The organism is Ectobacillus soli (genome assembly GCF_042610425.1).
Classification (GTDB): Bacteria; Bacillota; Bacilli; order Bacillales; family Bacillaceae_G; genus Ectobacillus.
Window position 1 is genome coordinate 540,778 of the sequence record NZ_JBGJZM010000002.1, and the last position, 13,006, is coordinate 553,783.

Below are 13,006 nucleotides of genomic sequence, written 5' to 3' on the forward strand. Positions count from 1 at the left end.
AAAGAACCCATCTTACAATGGGTTCTTTCGTTTTTACTATAGCTGTTTTTTCCTTACATTTCAATATTAATTTTCGTATACGTTACGAATAATATTTGTTTGGTTACGATCTGGTCCAACTGAGAACATGGATAATTGAATTCCAGTTAGTGCAGATAAACGTTCTACATAATGTCTCGCATTAGCTGGAAGATCATCGAAACTCTTCACACCTGTAATATCTTCTGTCCAGCCTTCGAATTCTTCATAAACTGGTTCACATTCAGATAAAATGCGGAAGCTTGCAGGAAATTCTTCAATAATTTCGCCTTTGTGCTTATAAGCAACACAAATTTTTACTACTGGAAGACCTGTTAACACATCGATAGAATTTAAGCTTAAATCTGTAATCCCACTAATGCGACGTGCGTGTCTTACAACTACGCTATCAAACCATCCAACACGGCGAGGTCTGCCTGTAACTGTTCCGTATTCACGACCAACTTCACGAATTTGTTGTCCTGTTTCATCCATCAATTCTGTTGGGAACGGGCCATCTCCAACGCGACTTGTATATGCTTTACATACGCCCACTACACGGCTTATTTTATTTGGTCCAATACCACAACCAATTGTTACACCACCCGCAACTGGGTTAGAAGACGTAACGAATGGATATGTACCTTGATCTATATCAAGCATAGATCCCTGTGCCCCTTCAAATAACACTTTACGTCCTGCATCGATTGCATCGTTCAATATAACAGAAGTATCTGTTACATATTGTTTCACTTGTTGTCCATACTCATAATATTCTTCAAAAATATCTTCAATCTTGAAGCCTTCTGCACCATATATTTTTTCAAATAAACAATTTTTCTCTTCAAGATTTCTTTTAAGTTTTGCATAAAAATCATCGCGATCTAGTAGGTCAGCAAAACGGATGCCGATACGTCCAACTTTATCCATATACGCTGGTCCAATTCCTTTTTTCGTCGTTCCGATCTTGTCATCGCCTTTACTTGCTTCTTCTAGCTCATCTTGCTTTAAATGATACGGTAAAATAACATGTGCACGATTACTAATACGTAAATTATCTATGCTAAATCCGAAGTTACGAATATTTGTAAGTTCTTCCACTAATGCCTTTGGATTTACAACCATTCCATTACCAATTACACAGATTTTGTCACTGTAGAAAATGCCAGAAGGAACTGATTGGAGCTTATAACGCTTTCCATTCAGCACAATTGTATGACCTGCGTTATTTCCACCTTGATAACGAGCAACTACTTCTGCATGCTCTGAAAGAAAGTCTGTAATTTTACCCTTTCCTTCGTCTCCCCACTGTGTACCTACAACTACTACTGAAGACATTCCTAGCACCTCCGCTATTTTCAAACGAACTCAAACAATATCATTTTATCAAACCGAGAAGAGAAGTCAACATAAATACGAACATTTATTTAAATATTTTTATTTTTTGTTCGTGAACGAAAGATTTATTTTCTAAGAAAGCGATTTTATAATTATTGTTTTCATAAAAAAAGGAACATGTCCTAGTATGCAACATGTTCCTTCTTTTCAAACCAACAAATGAAACAAACCACATAAATCTTCTTGTTATGCGCCTGGCTCTTCCATTCTACGTTCCATATTTACGAATTTGTTATATTCTTTAACAAATGCAAGTTCAACGGTACCGACTGGGCCATTCCGCTGCTTTGCAATGATGATTTCAATGATATCCTTTTTTTCAGTTTCCTTATCGTAGTAATCATCCCGATATAAAAAGGCGACAATATCTGCGTCTTGCTCAATACTTCCTGATTCACGAATGTCTGACATCATCGGCCGCTTATCTTGACGTGATTCAACACCCCGTGATAACTGAGATAGTGCAATGACCGGAATTTCTAATTCACGAGCAAGTGCTTTTAAGGACCGAGAAATATCAGATACTTCTTGTTGCCGATTTTCTCCTCGATTGCCGCTACCTTGAATGAGCTGCAGATAATCAATGAGAATCATGCTTAATCCGCTTTCTTGCTTTAATCGTCGGCATTTTGCACGGACTTCGCTTACCCGAATACCCGGTGTATCATCAATATATATACCAGCGTTTGATAAGCTTCCCATTGCCATCGTGAGCTTTGCCCAATCCTCAGCAGTTAAGTCCCCTGTACGCAAACGCTGCGCATTAATATTGCCTTCTGCACAGAGCATACGCATGACCAGCTGCTCTGCTCCCATTTCTAAGCTGAATATGGCTACACTCTCATCTGTTTTGGTTGCTACATTTTGTGCAATATTTAAAGCGAATGCAGTTTTCCCAACCGATGGCCGTGCAGCTACAATGATCAAATCGTTTTTTTGGAAGCCCGCTGTCATTCGATCTAGCTCTGTAAACCCAGTTGGAATCCCCGTTACATCGCCTTTACGATTATGAAGCAATTCAATCTTATCGTATGTGGCGACGAGCACATCCTTTATATTTTGAAAGCCTTTGGTATTCTTTTTTTGTGATACTTCTAGTATTTTGCGCTCTGCTTCATTGAGTAAGTCCTCGACTTCATCCTCACGGGAATATCCATCCGTTGCGATTGTCGTGGCCGTTCGAATAAGTCTACGTAAAATAGACTTTTCTTCAATAATGTGAGCATAATATTCTACGTTTGCTGCTGTTGGAACAGAGTTTGCGAGCTCCGCTAAATACGAAACACCACCAACTTCATCTAATACGTTTTGGTCAGCTAATTCTGAAGTAACCGTAACAAGATCAACCGGCTTTCCTTTATCAAAAAGTGTCAGAATCGCTTGAAACACTTTTTGATGCGCAGCACGATAAAAGTCTTCAACAGAAAGTATTTCAAATGCTACTGTTAAAGCTTCTTGCTCCAGAAACATTGCTCCTAATACAGCCTGCTCTGCTTCAATATTTTGCGGAGGGGTGCGATCAGCAAATACGTCCGTCATAACCACTTCCTCCTCTCACGCAAATGTAGTCAATTCTAACAGATGGTAGACTTCCTTTACTATTTCGCTTTCTTTTATTGCTCGTCAACATGAACCTTTAACGTTGCCGTTACCTTCGGATGTAGTTTCGCTACGATATTCATAACCCCTAACGAACGAATGCTGTCTTCCATTTCAAGTTTACGTTTATCAATTTTAATACCATGAGCTTTTTGCAATTCTTCAGCAATTTGTTTGCTTGAAATGGAGCCGAATAAGCGACCGCCTTCTCCAGATTTTGCTTTTAATTCTACCGTAATGGCTTCAATCTTTTCTTTTAAATCCTGGCTATGTTTTAATTCAAGCTCTGCTTCTTTTTCTTCTTTGCGTTTTTGAGCTTCTAATACATTTACGTTTGAGTTTGTAGCTTCAATCGCCAACCCTTGCTTTACTAAAAAATTTTGGGCATAACCATCTGCTACATTCTTTACTTCACCCTTTTTTCCTTTTCCCTTAACATCTTTCAAAAAAATAACTTTCATGAACTTTTACCTCCTTGAATATACTCATCAATCACACGGTGCAATCTTTGTTCTGCCTCCGCAATCGTGATTTCCTGTATTTGTGTGGCTGCATTTGTTAAATGTCCGCCTCCACCTAAATTTTCCATAATAATTTGCACATTTATTTGACCAAGTGAGCGAGCACTGATGCCAATCATTCGCTCACCCCTTTTTGCAATGACGAATGAAGCAACTACATTCGTTAAAGAAAGAAGCGTGTCTGCCACTTGCGCAATGTGGACTTGATCATAGATTTCATTTTCCGCAGCCTTTGTAATGGCGATACCATTTTTATACATGTATGCATGTTGAATCGTTCTAGCAATTCGCAAATAATGATTCATATCTTCTCTTAATAGTTCCTGTACGAGTATCGTATCTGCTCCGTGTGAACGAAGAAAGGAAGCAGCATCGAATGTACGGGCACCTGTTCGAAATGTAAAGCTTTTTGTATCCACTATTATACCAGCTAGAAGTGCCGTAGCTTCCAACATATTCATTTTTAATCGATTTGGCTGATATTCTAGCAGTTCGGTTACTAACTCTGCTGTAGAAGAAGCATACGGCTCCATATATACTAGAATCGGGTCTACTATGAACTCTTCTGCCCGGCGATGGTGATCAATTACCACTACGTTCTCAGCAGAGTGAAGGAGGCGTTCCTCCATAACCATAGATGGCTTATGTGTATCAACTATGACAAGAAGAGATTCCTTCGAAGCAAGTTCTAGAGCCTGATCCCTACTAATAAAGCGTGACCACAAATCTTCATTTTTCTTAATTTCAGTGATAAGATGCTTTACGCCTTTGTCGAGCCCATTTTCATCGATTACAATATATCCGTCACGATCATTAATTTCAGCGACCTTTAATATACCAATCGCAGCACCAATTGCATCCATATCAGGGAGCTTATGTCCCATAATAATGACATTATTACTCTCTAGCACCAAATTTTTCAGAGCATGTGAAATGACTCGTGCGCGCACTCTCGTACGCTTTTCAACTGGGTTTGTTTTACCACCGTAGAATTTGACCTTACCTGCCGCTTGTTTTATGGCGACTTGGTCTCCTCCTCTTCCTAGTGCTAAATCAAGCCCTGATTGAGCAATACTTCCTAGCTCCGGCAGAAGAATGGCTCCTGATCCTAATCCAATACTTAGCGTTAGTGGTATATTTTTCTTAGATGTTTCTTCCCTAACCTGATCTAAAATATCAAATTTACTCTTTTCAAGCTGCACAAGTATGCTTTCGTTTAATACTGCGAAATATCGTTCTGATGAAACACGCTTTAAATACAGTCCATATTTTAACGCCCAAGCGTTTAATAAGGAAGTGACGTGACTTGTAATAGTTATGCGAACTTGATCATCTAAACCTTGTGTAACCTCATCGTAATTATCTAGCACAATGACAGCTAGGACCGTTCTTTGTTCCTCATACATTTTCTCAATTTGTGTTTGCTCTGTCACATCAAAAAAATAAACGAGTTTTTCCTCACGACGAACAAAAATACGAAATTTTCGTTTGTTTAAATTAATTATATCTTCATCCGTCTCTCCTTTTACACGGAGAAGTAGTGTTTCTGATAAGTCGTATAAATGCCAACCAGAAAGTAGTTGATATCCAAAGCACGATGATAAATACGGATTTGCCCAATCGACTATATACTCTTTGTTGTAAAGTAAAATTCCAATTGGCATTTGGTTTAATGCCTCATCGTTTACTTTTTTGACTCTAGAAATCATGCTAGATGTATATTGTCTTAAATGTTTACGGAAAAGTAGTTCAAACTTCACTAAAAAGAAAATGACGAAACAAAAAATGACAAAAGCCAGAATCCCGACTATCCAGTTGTGATACGTAAGTACAGTAATGGTAACGAGAGTCAAGAACGCTAACGAATAAATAGGATATAGAAACTTCTGTTTCTTATAAAATTCTGGCATACGTTCAACTCCTATAAGATAACTTGCCCCAAGCTACAGCTTCATTCCCTACTTTATTACTATTTCAATCGATTTCGCAAAGAAAAACCTAAATCAATTATACCCAAGAAACTCACAAGAGAAAATAAGAACGGTATAAAGATTGATAATACAACCACAACTATCGGAATGAACTTTGGATATTCTTTTTTATAGCAGTAAAGGAACAGAAATGAAAAACCTTGAATAGTCATAATAATCGGCAGGATGAGATTTAAATTAAGGATAGCTATATATAAGTAGGAGCCTTCTTGTACTTGTATAAACATTGCTACAACTAGAAAGAGAACATAGTAGTAGAGTACACTTTTGGGCATTTGAATTTCACGAAATAATGGCCACGGTTGCACTTCAAACCGTAACCGCTTTAATATCGGCGTAGCAATAATAAGCGTTAGCCAGGACATCATAAAGGATCCCATAATGACTAGGGACGGGAGTGCATAACCCATAATTTTCGGCAGTTGCTTCATTTGCGCAAGCTGATTTTCATTTATTTGCATTCCCGTAGCCCGCATAAATTGTTCTGAAAATGCAATAGATTGCGTAATGAGCTCCTGCGATTGTTGAATAAAATTATATGAAAAAAAAGTAACACTAATGATATAAAGAGCTACCAAATTTATAGTATAAATGAGCGCTCCTGCGACTAGGAGTTGCAAGGCTCTCTTTTTATGCTTATACATAATTCCAAGAACAATGCCTGTCGTACCAAACATAATAGCCGTTGAAATCGTAAGTAAGGAGCTCACTACAATCGACAATAGAGATGCTGCTACTAAGAGAATCAACGAATATTTCCATTCATGTCTCATCGCAAAAATAAGAAAAGGAATTGGAAGCGTAAAGGGAAGAATAATGCCAACAATCGGCATATAAAGTGTTGCAAGAAGTAAAACAATATACAATGCAAGAAGAACGGCACCTTCAGTAATCCACCTAATATTTTTCATTGTTTTCCCTCATCTTTCAATCATAAACTATAAAATGACCATCCTTATTTTCATTTTAACTATGAATAGTATGGAAGCTATCTAATAAAGAGCATAGTAAAATGCACAGTAGAGATATTTCCCTACTGTGCATTTTCACAGTTCTTATTCTGCCACATATGGTAAAAGTGCCATTTGACGAGAACGTTTAATTGCAATTGTTAATCTACGTTGGTATTTAGCGCTAGTACCAGTTACACGACGAGGTAAAATCTTACCGCGTTCAGAAACGAAACGTTTAAGAAGTTCTACATCTTTATAGTCAATGTGTGTAATACCGTTAGAAGTAAAGTAACATACTTTACGACGTTTTGCGCGACCGCCTTTACGTCCAGGAGCCATCATAATCCCTCCATTCTTATATTATAAACGTTAAAATGGTAGGTCATCATCCGAAATATCGATTGGTTGACCTGCATTTGCAAAAGGATCATCGTTTTTAGCATTTCCCGATTTAGAGTTGCTAGACGATCCAAATGGGTTGTTTTGTGGTCCTTGGTTTCCATAATCGGAACCAGCAGGTTGAGAATTGTACGATCCACGTTGATCACTACTAGACTTCGTATCCAAAAATTGCACGCTTTCTGCAACAATTTCTGTTACATATACACGCTTACCATCTTGTCCCTCATAGTTGCGAGTTTGAACACGGCCATCAACACCAGCAAGGCTGCCTTTTTTTAAATAGTTCGCTACGTTTTCAGCTTGCTTTCGCCATACAACACAGTTAATAAAATCAGCTGTGCGTTCGCCTTGTTGATTCGAAAATGGTCGATTTACTGCTAATGTAAAAGTAGCTACTGCGACTCCATTTGGTGTATAACGTAAGTCTGGATCTTTCGTCAATCGCCCAACGAGTATAACGCGATTCATCAACCGAACCCACTCCCCTTATATATTCATTAATCTTATTCTTCTTCTTTTACAACAATATGACGGATAATATCTTCACTGATCTTAGCTAAACGATCGAATTCTTGAACTGCAGGAGCTTCAGAATTGATTTTTAGAATCATGTAGATACCATCATGGAAATCGTTAATTTCATAAGCTAAGCGGCGCTTACCCCATTCCTTAACGTTAGTAATTTCCGCACCATTGTCAGTTAACACGTTAGAGAAACGTTCAACTAAAGCTTTTTTAGCTTCATCTTCAATGTTTGGACGGATGATATACATAACTTCATACTTTTTCATCACAGTCACCTCCTTTTGGACTAAACGGCCCAATTAATGGGCAAGGAGCAATTTATCAATTACTCACGAGATTAAATTATAGCATAGTCATATACTAGAAGCAACTTTATTCTAATACAAAAAAGAAAATGACTCAAAACAAGAAAATACCTCTTTGTTTACGTCATTTTCCCAAAATGTTTCTAACATTCTTTTATTATTTGTATGTTAAATATTATTTTACATATACAATCATACTCTTACACGTTAAAGCGGAAATGCATAACGTCGCCATCTTGTACGACATAATCTTTTCCTTCTAAACGAACCCGACCTGCTTCTCTAGCTGCATTCATAGAGCCATTTTGCAGCAAATCCTCGTATGAAACAGTTTCTGCCCGAATAAAACCACGTTCAAAATCGGTATGAATAACCCCCGCACATTGTGGTGCCTTCATTCCCTTTTTAAAGGTCCAAGCACGAACTTCTTGAACACCTGCAGTGAAATAGGTAGCAAGACCGAGAAGGTGATAAGTAGCACGAATTAATTGATCTAGTCCAGATTCTTCAATGCCAAGCTCCTGTAAGAATACTTTCTTTTCATCTTCTTCTAGCTCTGAAATTTCTGCCTCTATTTTTGCGCATACTACGATTACTTCCGCATTATCTATAGCTGCAAATTCACGTACTCGTTTAACATATTCATTATCAGAAGGGTCCATCACATCGTCTTCACCTACGTTTGCAACGTATAACATTGGCTTAATCGTTAATAGGTGAAGCGTTTTAACAAGCTTCATTTCTTCTTCAGTAAATTCTACTGTACGAGCAGGTTGACTGTTTTCAAACGCATCCTTTAATCGTTCTAAAATGCTAAACTCTGCTACCGCATCCTTATCCTTTTGCCTAGCAAGTTTTCCGACACGTTCTATACGTTTTTCTATCGTCTCATAATCTGCTAAAACTAATTCTAGATTAATGGTTTCGATATCAGAAATAGGATCTACTTTCCCTGATACATGCGTTATATTTTCATCTTCAAAACAGCGAACAACTTGGCAAATCGCATCAACCTGACGAATATGTGATAAAAATTTATTACCTAGCCCTTCGCCTTTGCTTGCTCCTTTTACAATACCAGCAATATCAGTAAATTCAAAAACGGTCGGCACTGTCTTTTTCGGTTGTACAAGCTCCGTTAATTTATTTAAACGTGAATCCGGAACTTCAACAATACCTACGTTCGGATCTATGGTACAGAACGGATAGTTTGCAGACTCTGCACCTGCTTGCGTAATTGCGTTAAACAGCGTTGATTTCCCTACATTTGGTAAACCAACGATACCAGCTGTTAATCCCATCCTCACTCACTCCTAAATGAAAGCATCTATCACGATATGTCTTTCCAAAGTCATGGTAAATAATCCAACTCATCCATACTTCTTTATTGACATATGAGGGCTACGACATGATTTCAATCTAATTCGCACCTTCGTGAAAAAGCTAAACGTATTTGTAATCTTTCATCATTATAGATAGTAACTACTTACTTGACAAGTGAAAGCAAGAAACATTAGAAAAGCATAGACATGGCTTACTCTTCACTTTCATGTTTCACTAGAATTTTTTTCATCTTTCTTTCAAAATCCCGTCGTGGTATGAGTACGGAATGTCCGCATCCCTCGCACTTAATTCGTATATCCATTCCCATTCTAATGATTTTCCACCGATTGGTTCCACAGGGATGTACCTTTTTCATTTCTACAATATCATTTAGTGCAAACACTTTTTCTGCCATACAAATGTCACCTCTTACAGTCAATTTGCTTTTTGACTTTCTGCTTCTTGACGATTATACAAAATCATGTGAGGATATGGAATTTCAATGCCCTCTTCATCAAGTCGAAGCTTAATTTCCTTGCGAAGTGCTCTCCCTACTACAAAATGTTGCATAGGATGAACCTCAGCAACAATACGCATAACAACATCAGATGCACCCAAATTTTGAATTCCCAGCAGTTCTGGTCGTTTTACCATTTGCTCGTAACGCATTGGAAGCTCATCAAGTAATGATTCCAATACACGCTCTACATGATGAATATTACTATCATATGAAATACTAACATCAACAAACGCTACGCTATTACTTAAAGAGTAATTGGTTACTTCCTTAATTCCACCATTCGGTAGAATATGAAGCTCACCCGTCCAACTTTTTATTTTTGTAGTCCGTAATCCAATTTCTTGTACAACGCCTTCGAATCTACCAAGCTTTACGTAGTCCCCCACAGAAAATTGATCCTCTAACAAAATGAAAAAACCAGTAATAACATCTCGAACTAAGTTTTGAGCACCAAACCCGATTGCTAACCCAATTACGCCCGCTCCAGCTAAAATCCCTCTCGTTTCAATTCCCAGTATACCTAATATCATAATAATAACTACGAAATATACGACATATGTAATGATATTTTGTAGCAGTCTGGCAACAGTGGTTGTTCTTCTTTTAGACATAGAAAGTGGAGACTTTGCGTTTATTTTAAAAGCATTTCGGATAATTGCTTTTCCAACTCGTACAGTAATGTTTGCTGCCAGAAGAATAAAGATAATTTTCACAACACCTATTGAAAAATTAATCCAAATTTTTGTATCTAATAAGAAACTCACTAGCTGATTATAGGTAGTCTCAAACCAACTCATTACGTAATCTCTCCTTAGTTTTTGAACATTTCATTTTATAATTGTAACAGAAATTTTTAATTCTTCTGTACTAAAATAGTTTGCATTTTTATATTTTCATCCTTATTTGAAGTATAAAAAGTCTGGATTCCCGATATAATGATACTATTCTATAAAGGGATGGATGTTTGTGAGCGTAGGATCATTTCGTTTTACCTTTCCGTTTCTTGATAAGCAGTCCCATTCACTATATTATGACGAACAAGATGTGAGTGATCGACTTAGCAAAACGTTAGATGAATTTGTTCCTTCCGAACTACTAGAACCTATTGTTTTAGTTTGTATTGGAAGCGATCGTTCCACTGGTGATTCGTTAGGCCCCTTAGTCGGTTCAAAGTTAATTGAAAGACAGATGGAAAATTTCCATCTATATGGCACGCTTGAGAAACCCGTCCATGCTTTAAATTTAGAAGAAACCTTGCTACATATAACAAAGCGGCACACCAATCCATTTATTATAGCGATTGATGCCTGTTTAGGTAAAGCCCAGCATGTTGGTAGTATCTCTATTGGGAAAGGGCCTTGCAAACCAGGCGCAGCAATGAATAAAAGCCTTCCATCCGTAGGAAACCTACACATCCATGGCATCGTTAATATCCATGGATTTATGGAGTTTTTTGTTCTCCAAAATACAAGATTACATTTAGTTATGAAAATGGCACATGTCATTGCTACAAGTATTCAAAAAACGGACTATGCTATTTCTCTTCGAAAAAAAAGGAAAGAGATGATTCAAAAGGAGTAAAATAATTACTCATTGAGTCACCTCTTTCTAGCATGTCTCATCCTTATATTACTCGCCTGCTAATACATCTAAAATACGTTGTAAATCTTCCTTATTAAAAAAGTCGATTTCAATTTTACCTTTGTTGTCCTTCTCTTTAATTTTTACAGCTGTCCCAAATCGTTCACGTAAAACAGTTTCTTGCTCTACATAATAAATATTCTGTTCTCTTTTTACCTTTTTTGTTTCACGTGGAACATTTTGATTCATTTGCTGTATTAATTGTTCCAATTGTCGAACATTTAAACTTTCCTTTTGAATACGGCTAATAACAGCTTGTAATTTAGATTGATCCTTTAAACTCAAGAGTGTTCGCCCATGTCCCATTGAAAGTTTTCCTTCTGAGATAAAATCCTGAACGTATGTAGGAAGAGAGAGTAGACGGATATGATTGGCGATATGTGGTCTACTTTTTGCTAATCGTTTTGCGAGTTGTTCTTGTGTGAGCTTAAGTTCCTCCATAAGCTTCTGATAAGCATGTGCTTCTTCAATTGGAGAAAGGTCTTCACGTTGCAGATTTTCTAATAGTGCTAATTCCATCATTTGTTGATCATTTAATCCACGAACAACTGCTGGAATATTTTCAAGTTCTGCTTCCTTTGCTGCTCGAAATCTGCGTTCCCCTACGACAATTTCATATCCTTTGATACTCTTCCGAACAATAATAGGTTGTAAAATACCATGTTCTTTGATTGAGTCCGTTAATTCTTGAATGGCTTCGTTCGAAAAATATTTACGAGGTTGATAGGGATTTGGACGAATTTGGTTCAATTCTATGTCTTGGACAATTTCCTCTTCTTTTGCCTCTAAATCAGGGAAAAGTGCTTGAATTCCTTTACCTAGTCCTTTAGCCACCTGCAATCACTTCCTTCGCTAAATCTAAGTATACTTCAGCACCCTTGGACTTAGCATCATATAGCAAAATTGGTTTTCCGTGACTTGGTGCTTCACTTAGGCGAATATTTCTAGGAATAATGGAACGATATACTTTATCTCTGAAATACTTTTTCACTTCATCAATAACCTGAAGTCCCAAATTTGTTCTTGCATCTAGCATTGTTAATAGTACACCTTGAATTGCTAAATTCTTATTTAAGTGTTTTTGAACAAGTCGTACCGTATTTAAAAGCTGGCTTAATCCTTCTAGGGCGTAGTATTCACATTGTACAGGAATAATAACCGAATCAGAAGCAGTAAGTGCATTAATCGTTATTAATCCGAGAGATGGAGGACAGTCAATTAAAATATAGTCATATTCATCACGAATTGGCTGAAGAGCTCTTTTGAGACGCACTTCACGAGAAATTGTCGGGACTAGCTCTATTTCTGCTCCCGCCAATTGAATCGTTGCAGGAATCACAAATAAGTCCTTCATGACAGTTGGCTTGATGATATCACGTACATCCTCATCTTCAACAAGTATATTATATACACACTGCTTTAATTCAGATTTTTCGAGTCCGACTCCTGTTGTAGCATTTCCCTGCGCGTCAATATCTACAAGTAGAACCTTCTTCCCTAGTTGTGCTAAGCATGCTCCTAAATTAACGGCGGTGGTTGTCTTTCCAACTCCACCTTTTTGATTGGCAATCGAAATAATTTTACCCATGGTAACACCTACCTTCAACTTTCTCCCCTACGAGTATGATGTAAGCCCATTGTATCATGAATATGAGTATTTTCCGTTGTATTCTGTATAAAACTTCAAAATTTCCAATTAAAAATCATGAAAAGCTAGAAACTTTCCATGATAGGATCATCCTCATCAACAGAAAATAACTTCTGTCATACATTTCAATAAAATATAATCGATACGTAAGCCTATTACGTA

14 protein-coding genes are annotated in these 13,006 nt (G+C 37.3%); 1 reads left to right on the forward strand and 13 read right to left on the reverse strand.

Features of this window, described 5'->3' with window-relative positions; genetic code table 11:
* Window positions 1–66: 66 nt before the first annotated feature.
* The 11 genes from ACAN53_RS14465 to ACAN53_RS14515 all read right to left on the reverse strand — a co-directional run bounded on the left by ACAN53_RS14465 (window position 67) and on the right by ACAN53_RS14515 (window position 10,352).
* A complete protein-coding gene (locus ACAN53_RS14465) occupies window positions 67–1,356 on the reverse strand; it encodes an adenylosuccinate synthase (protein ID WP_379970826.1) in 1,290 nt (429 codons plus the stop codon).
* A gap of 246 nt (window positions 1,357–1,602) precedes the next feature.
* Window positions 1,603–2,955: a replicative DNA helicase gene (gene dnaB, locus ACAN53_RS14470; RefSeq protein WP_379970827.1), complete on the reverse strand. Its 1,353-nt coding sequence runs from the start codon at window positions 2,953–2,955 to the stop codon at window positions 1,603–1,605.
* Window positions 2,956–3,029: 74 nt separating this feature from the next.
* Window positions 3,030–3,476 (reverse strand): 50S ribosomal protein L9, encoded by a 447-nt coding sequence (gene rplI / locus ACAN53_RS14475; protein ID WP_379970828.1) that lies wholly within the window; start codon window positions 3,474–3,476, stop codon window positions 3,030–3,032.
* Window positions 3,473–5,446 (reverse strand): DHH family phosphoesterase, encoded by a 1,974-nt coding sequence (locus tag ACAN53_RS14480; RefSeq protein ID WP_379970829.1) that lies wholly within the window; start codon window positions 5,444–5,446, stop codon window positions 3,473–3,475. The genes rplI and ACAN53_RS14480 overlap by 4 nt, the downstream gene beginning before the upstream one ends.
* 59 nt (window positions 5,447–5,505) lie before the next feature.
* Complete coding sequence (locus ACAN53_RS14485; RefSeq protein ID WP_379970830.1) at window positions 5,506–6,438, reverse strand: YybS family protein; 933 nt, start codon at window positions 6,436–6,438, stop codon at window positions 5,506–5,508.
* A 144-nt stretch (window positions 6,439–6,582) separates the two neighbouring features.
* Window positions 6,583–6,819: a 30S ribosomal protein S18 gene (gene rpsR / locus ACAN53_RS14490; protein ID WP_379970831.1), complete on the reverse strand. Its 237-nt coding sequence runs from the start codon at window positions 6,817–6,819 to the stop codon at window positions 6,583–6,585.
* Between the two features lie 30 nt (window positions 6,820–6,849).
* Window positions 6,850–7,353, reverse strand: a complete 504-nt coding sequence (ssb, locus tag ACAN53_RS14495) for a single-stranded DNA-binding protein (RefSeq protein WP_379970832.1) — start codon at window positions 7,351–7,353, stop codon at window positions 6,850–6,852.
* Between the two features lie 32 nt (window positions 7,354–7,385).
* A complete protein-coding gene (rpsF, locus tag ACAN53_RS14500; protein WP_379970833.1) occupies window positions 7,386–7,673 on the reverse strand; it encodes a 30S ribosomal protein S6 in 288 nt (95 codons plus the stop codon).
* Window positions 7,674–7,912: 239 nt separating this feature from the next.
* Window positions 7,913–9,013, reverse strand: a complete 1,101-nt coding sequence (gene ychF, locus ACAN53_RS14505; protein ID WP_379970834.1) for a redox-regulated ATPase YchF — start codon at window positions 9,011–9,013, stop codon at window positions 7,913–7,915.
* Between the two features lie 233 nt (window positions 9,014–9,246).
* Window positions 9,247–9,450, reverse strand: a complete 204-nt coding sequence (locus ACAN53_RS14510; protein ID WP_379970835.1) for a DUF951 domain-containing protein — start codon at window positions 9,448–9,450, stop codon at window positions 9,247–9,249.
* Window positions 9,451–9,470: 20 nt separating this feature from the next.
* Window positions 9,471–10,352, reverse strand: a complete 882-nt coding sequence (locus ACAN53_RS14515) for a mechanosensitive ion channel family protein (RefSeq protein ID WP_379970836.1) — start codon at window positions 10,350–10,352, stop codon at window positions 9,471–9,473.
* A 169-nt stretch (window positions 10,353–10,521) separates the two neighbouring features.
* Between ACAN53_RS14515 and yyaC the strand changes: the two genes are divergently transcribed.
* Window positions 10,522–11,136 (forward strand): spore protease YyaC, encoded by a 615-nt coding sequence (yyaC, locus tag ACAN53_RS14520; protein WP_379970837.1) that lies wholly within the window; start codon window positions 10,522–10,524, stop codon window positions 11,134–11,136.
* Between the two features lie 48 nt (window positions 11,137–11,184).
* On the opposite strand, the gene ACAN53_RS14525 is transcribed toward yyaC, so the two are convergent.
* Together ACAN53_RS14525 and ACAN53_RS14530 are read right to left on the reverse strand one after the other, a co-directional pair.
* Complete coding sequence (locus ACAN53_RS14525; protein ID WP_379970838.1) at window positions 11,185–12,030, reverse strand: ParB/RepB/Spo0J family partition protein; 846 nt, start codon at window positions 12,028–12,030, stop codon at window positions 11,185–11,187.
* Window positions 12,023–12,784: a ParA family protein gene (locus tag ACAN53_RS14530; protein ID WP_379970882.1), complete on the reverse strand. Its 762-nt coding sequence runs from the start codon at window positions 12,782–12,784 to the stop codon at window positions 12,023–12,025. The genes ACAN53_RS14525 and ACAN53_RS14530 overlap by 8 nt, the downstream gene beginning before the upstream one ends.
* Between the last annotated feature and the right edge of the window lie 222 nt (window positions 12,785–13,006).

Coding starts and splice junctions, on each gene's coding strand:
- ACAN53_RS14480 (WP_379970829.1), bottom strand. CDS start 5,446: ATGCCAGAATTTTATAAGAAACAGAAGTTTCTATATCCTATTTATTCG.
- ACAN53_RS14485 (WP_379970830.1), bottom strand. CDS start 6,438: ATGAAAAATATTAGGTGGATTACTGAAGGTGCCGTTCTTCTTGCATTG.
- ACAN53_RS14510 (WP_379970835.1), bottom strand. CDS start 9,450: ATGGCAGAAAAAGTGTTTGCACTAAATGATATTGTAGAAATGAAAAAG.
- rpsR (WP_379970831.1), bottom strand. CDS start 6,819: ATGGCTCCTGGACGTAAAGGCGGTCGCGCAAAACGTCGTAAAGTATGT.
- dnaB (WP_379970827.1), bottom strand. CDS start 2,955: ATGACGGACGTATTTGCTGATCGCACCCCTCCGCAAAATATTGAAGCA.
- rpsF (WP_379970833.1), bottom strand. CDS start 7,673: ATGAAAAAGTATGAAGTTATGTATATCATCCGTCCAAACATTGAAGAT.
- ACAN53_RS14515 (WP_379970836.1), bottom strand. CDS start 10,352: ATGAGTTGGTTTGAGACTACCTATAATCAGCTAGTGAGTTTCTTATTA.
- ACAN53_RS14465 (WP_379970826.1), bottom strand. CDS start 1,356: ATGTCTTCAGTAGTAGTTGTAGGTACACAGTGGGGAGACGAAGGAAAG.
- ychF (WP_379970834.1), bottom strand. CDS start 9,013: ATGGGATTAACAGCTGGTATCGTTGGTTTACCAAATGTAGGGAAATCA.
- ACAN53_RS14530 (WP_379970882.1), bottom strand. CDS start 12,784: ATGGGTAAAATTATTTCGATTGCCAATCAAAAAGGTGGAGTTGGAAAG.
- rplI (WP_379970828.1), bottom strand. CDS start 3,476: ATGAAAGTTATTTTTTTGAAAGATGTTAAGGGAAAAGGAAAAAAGGGT.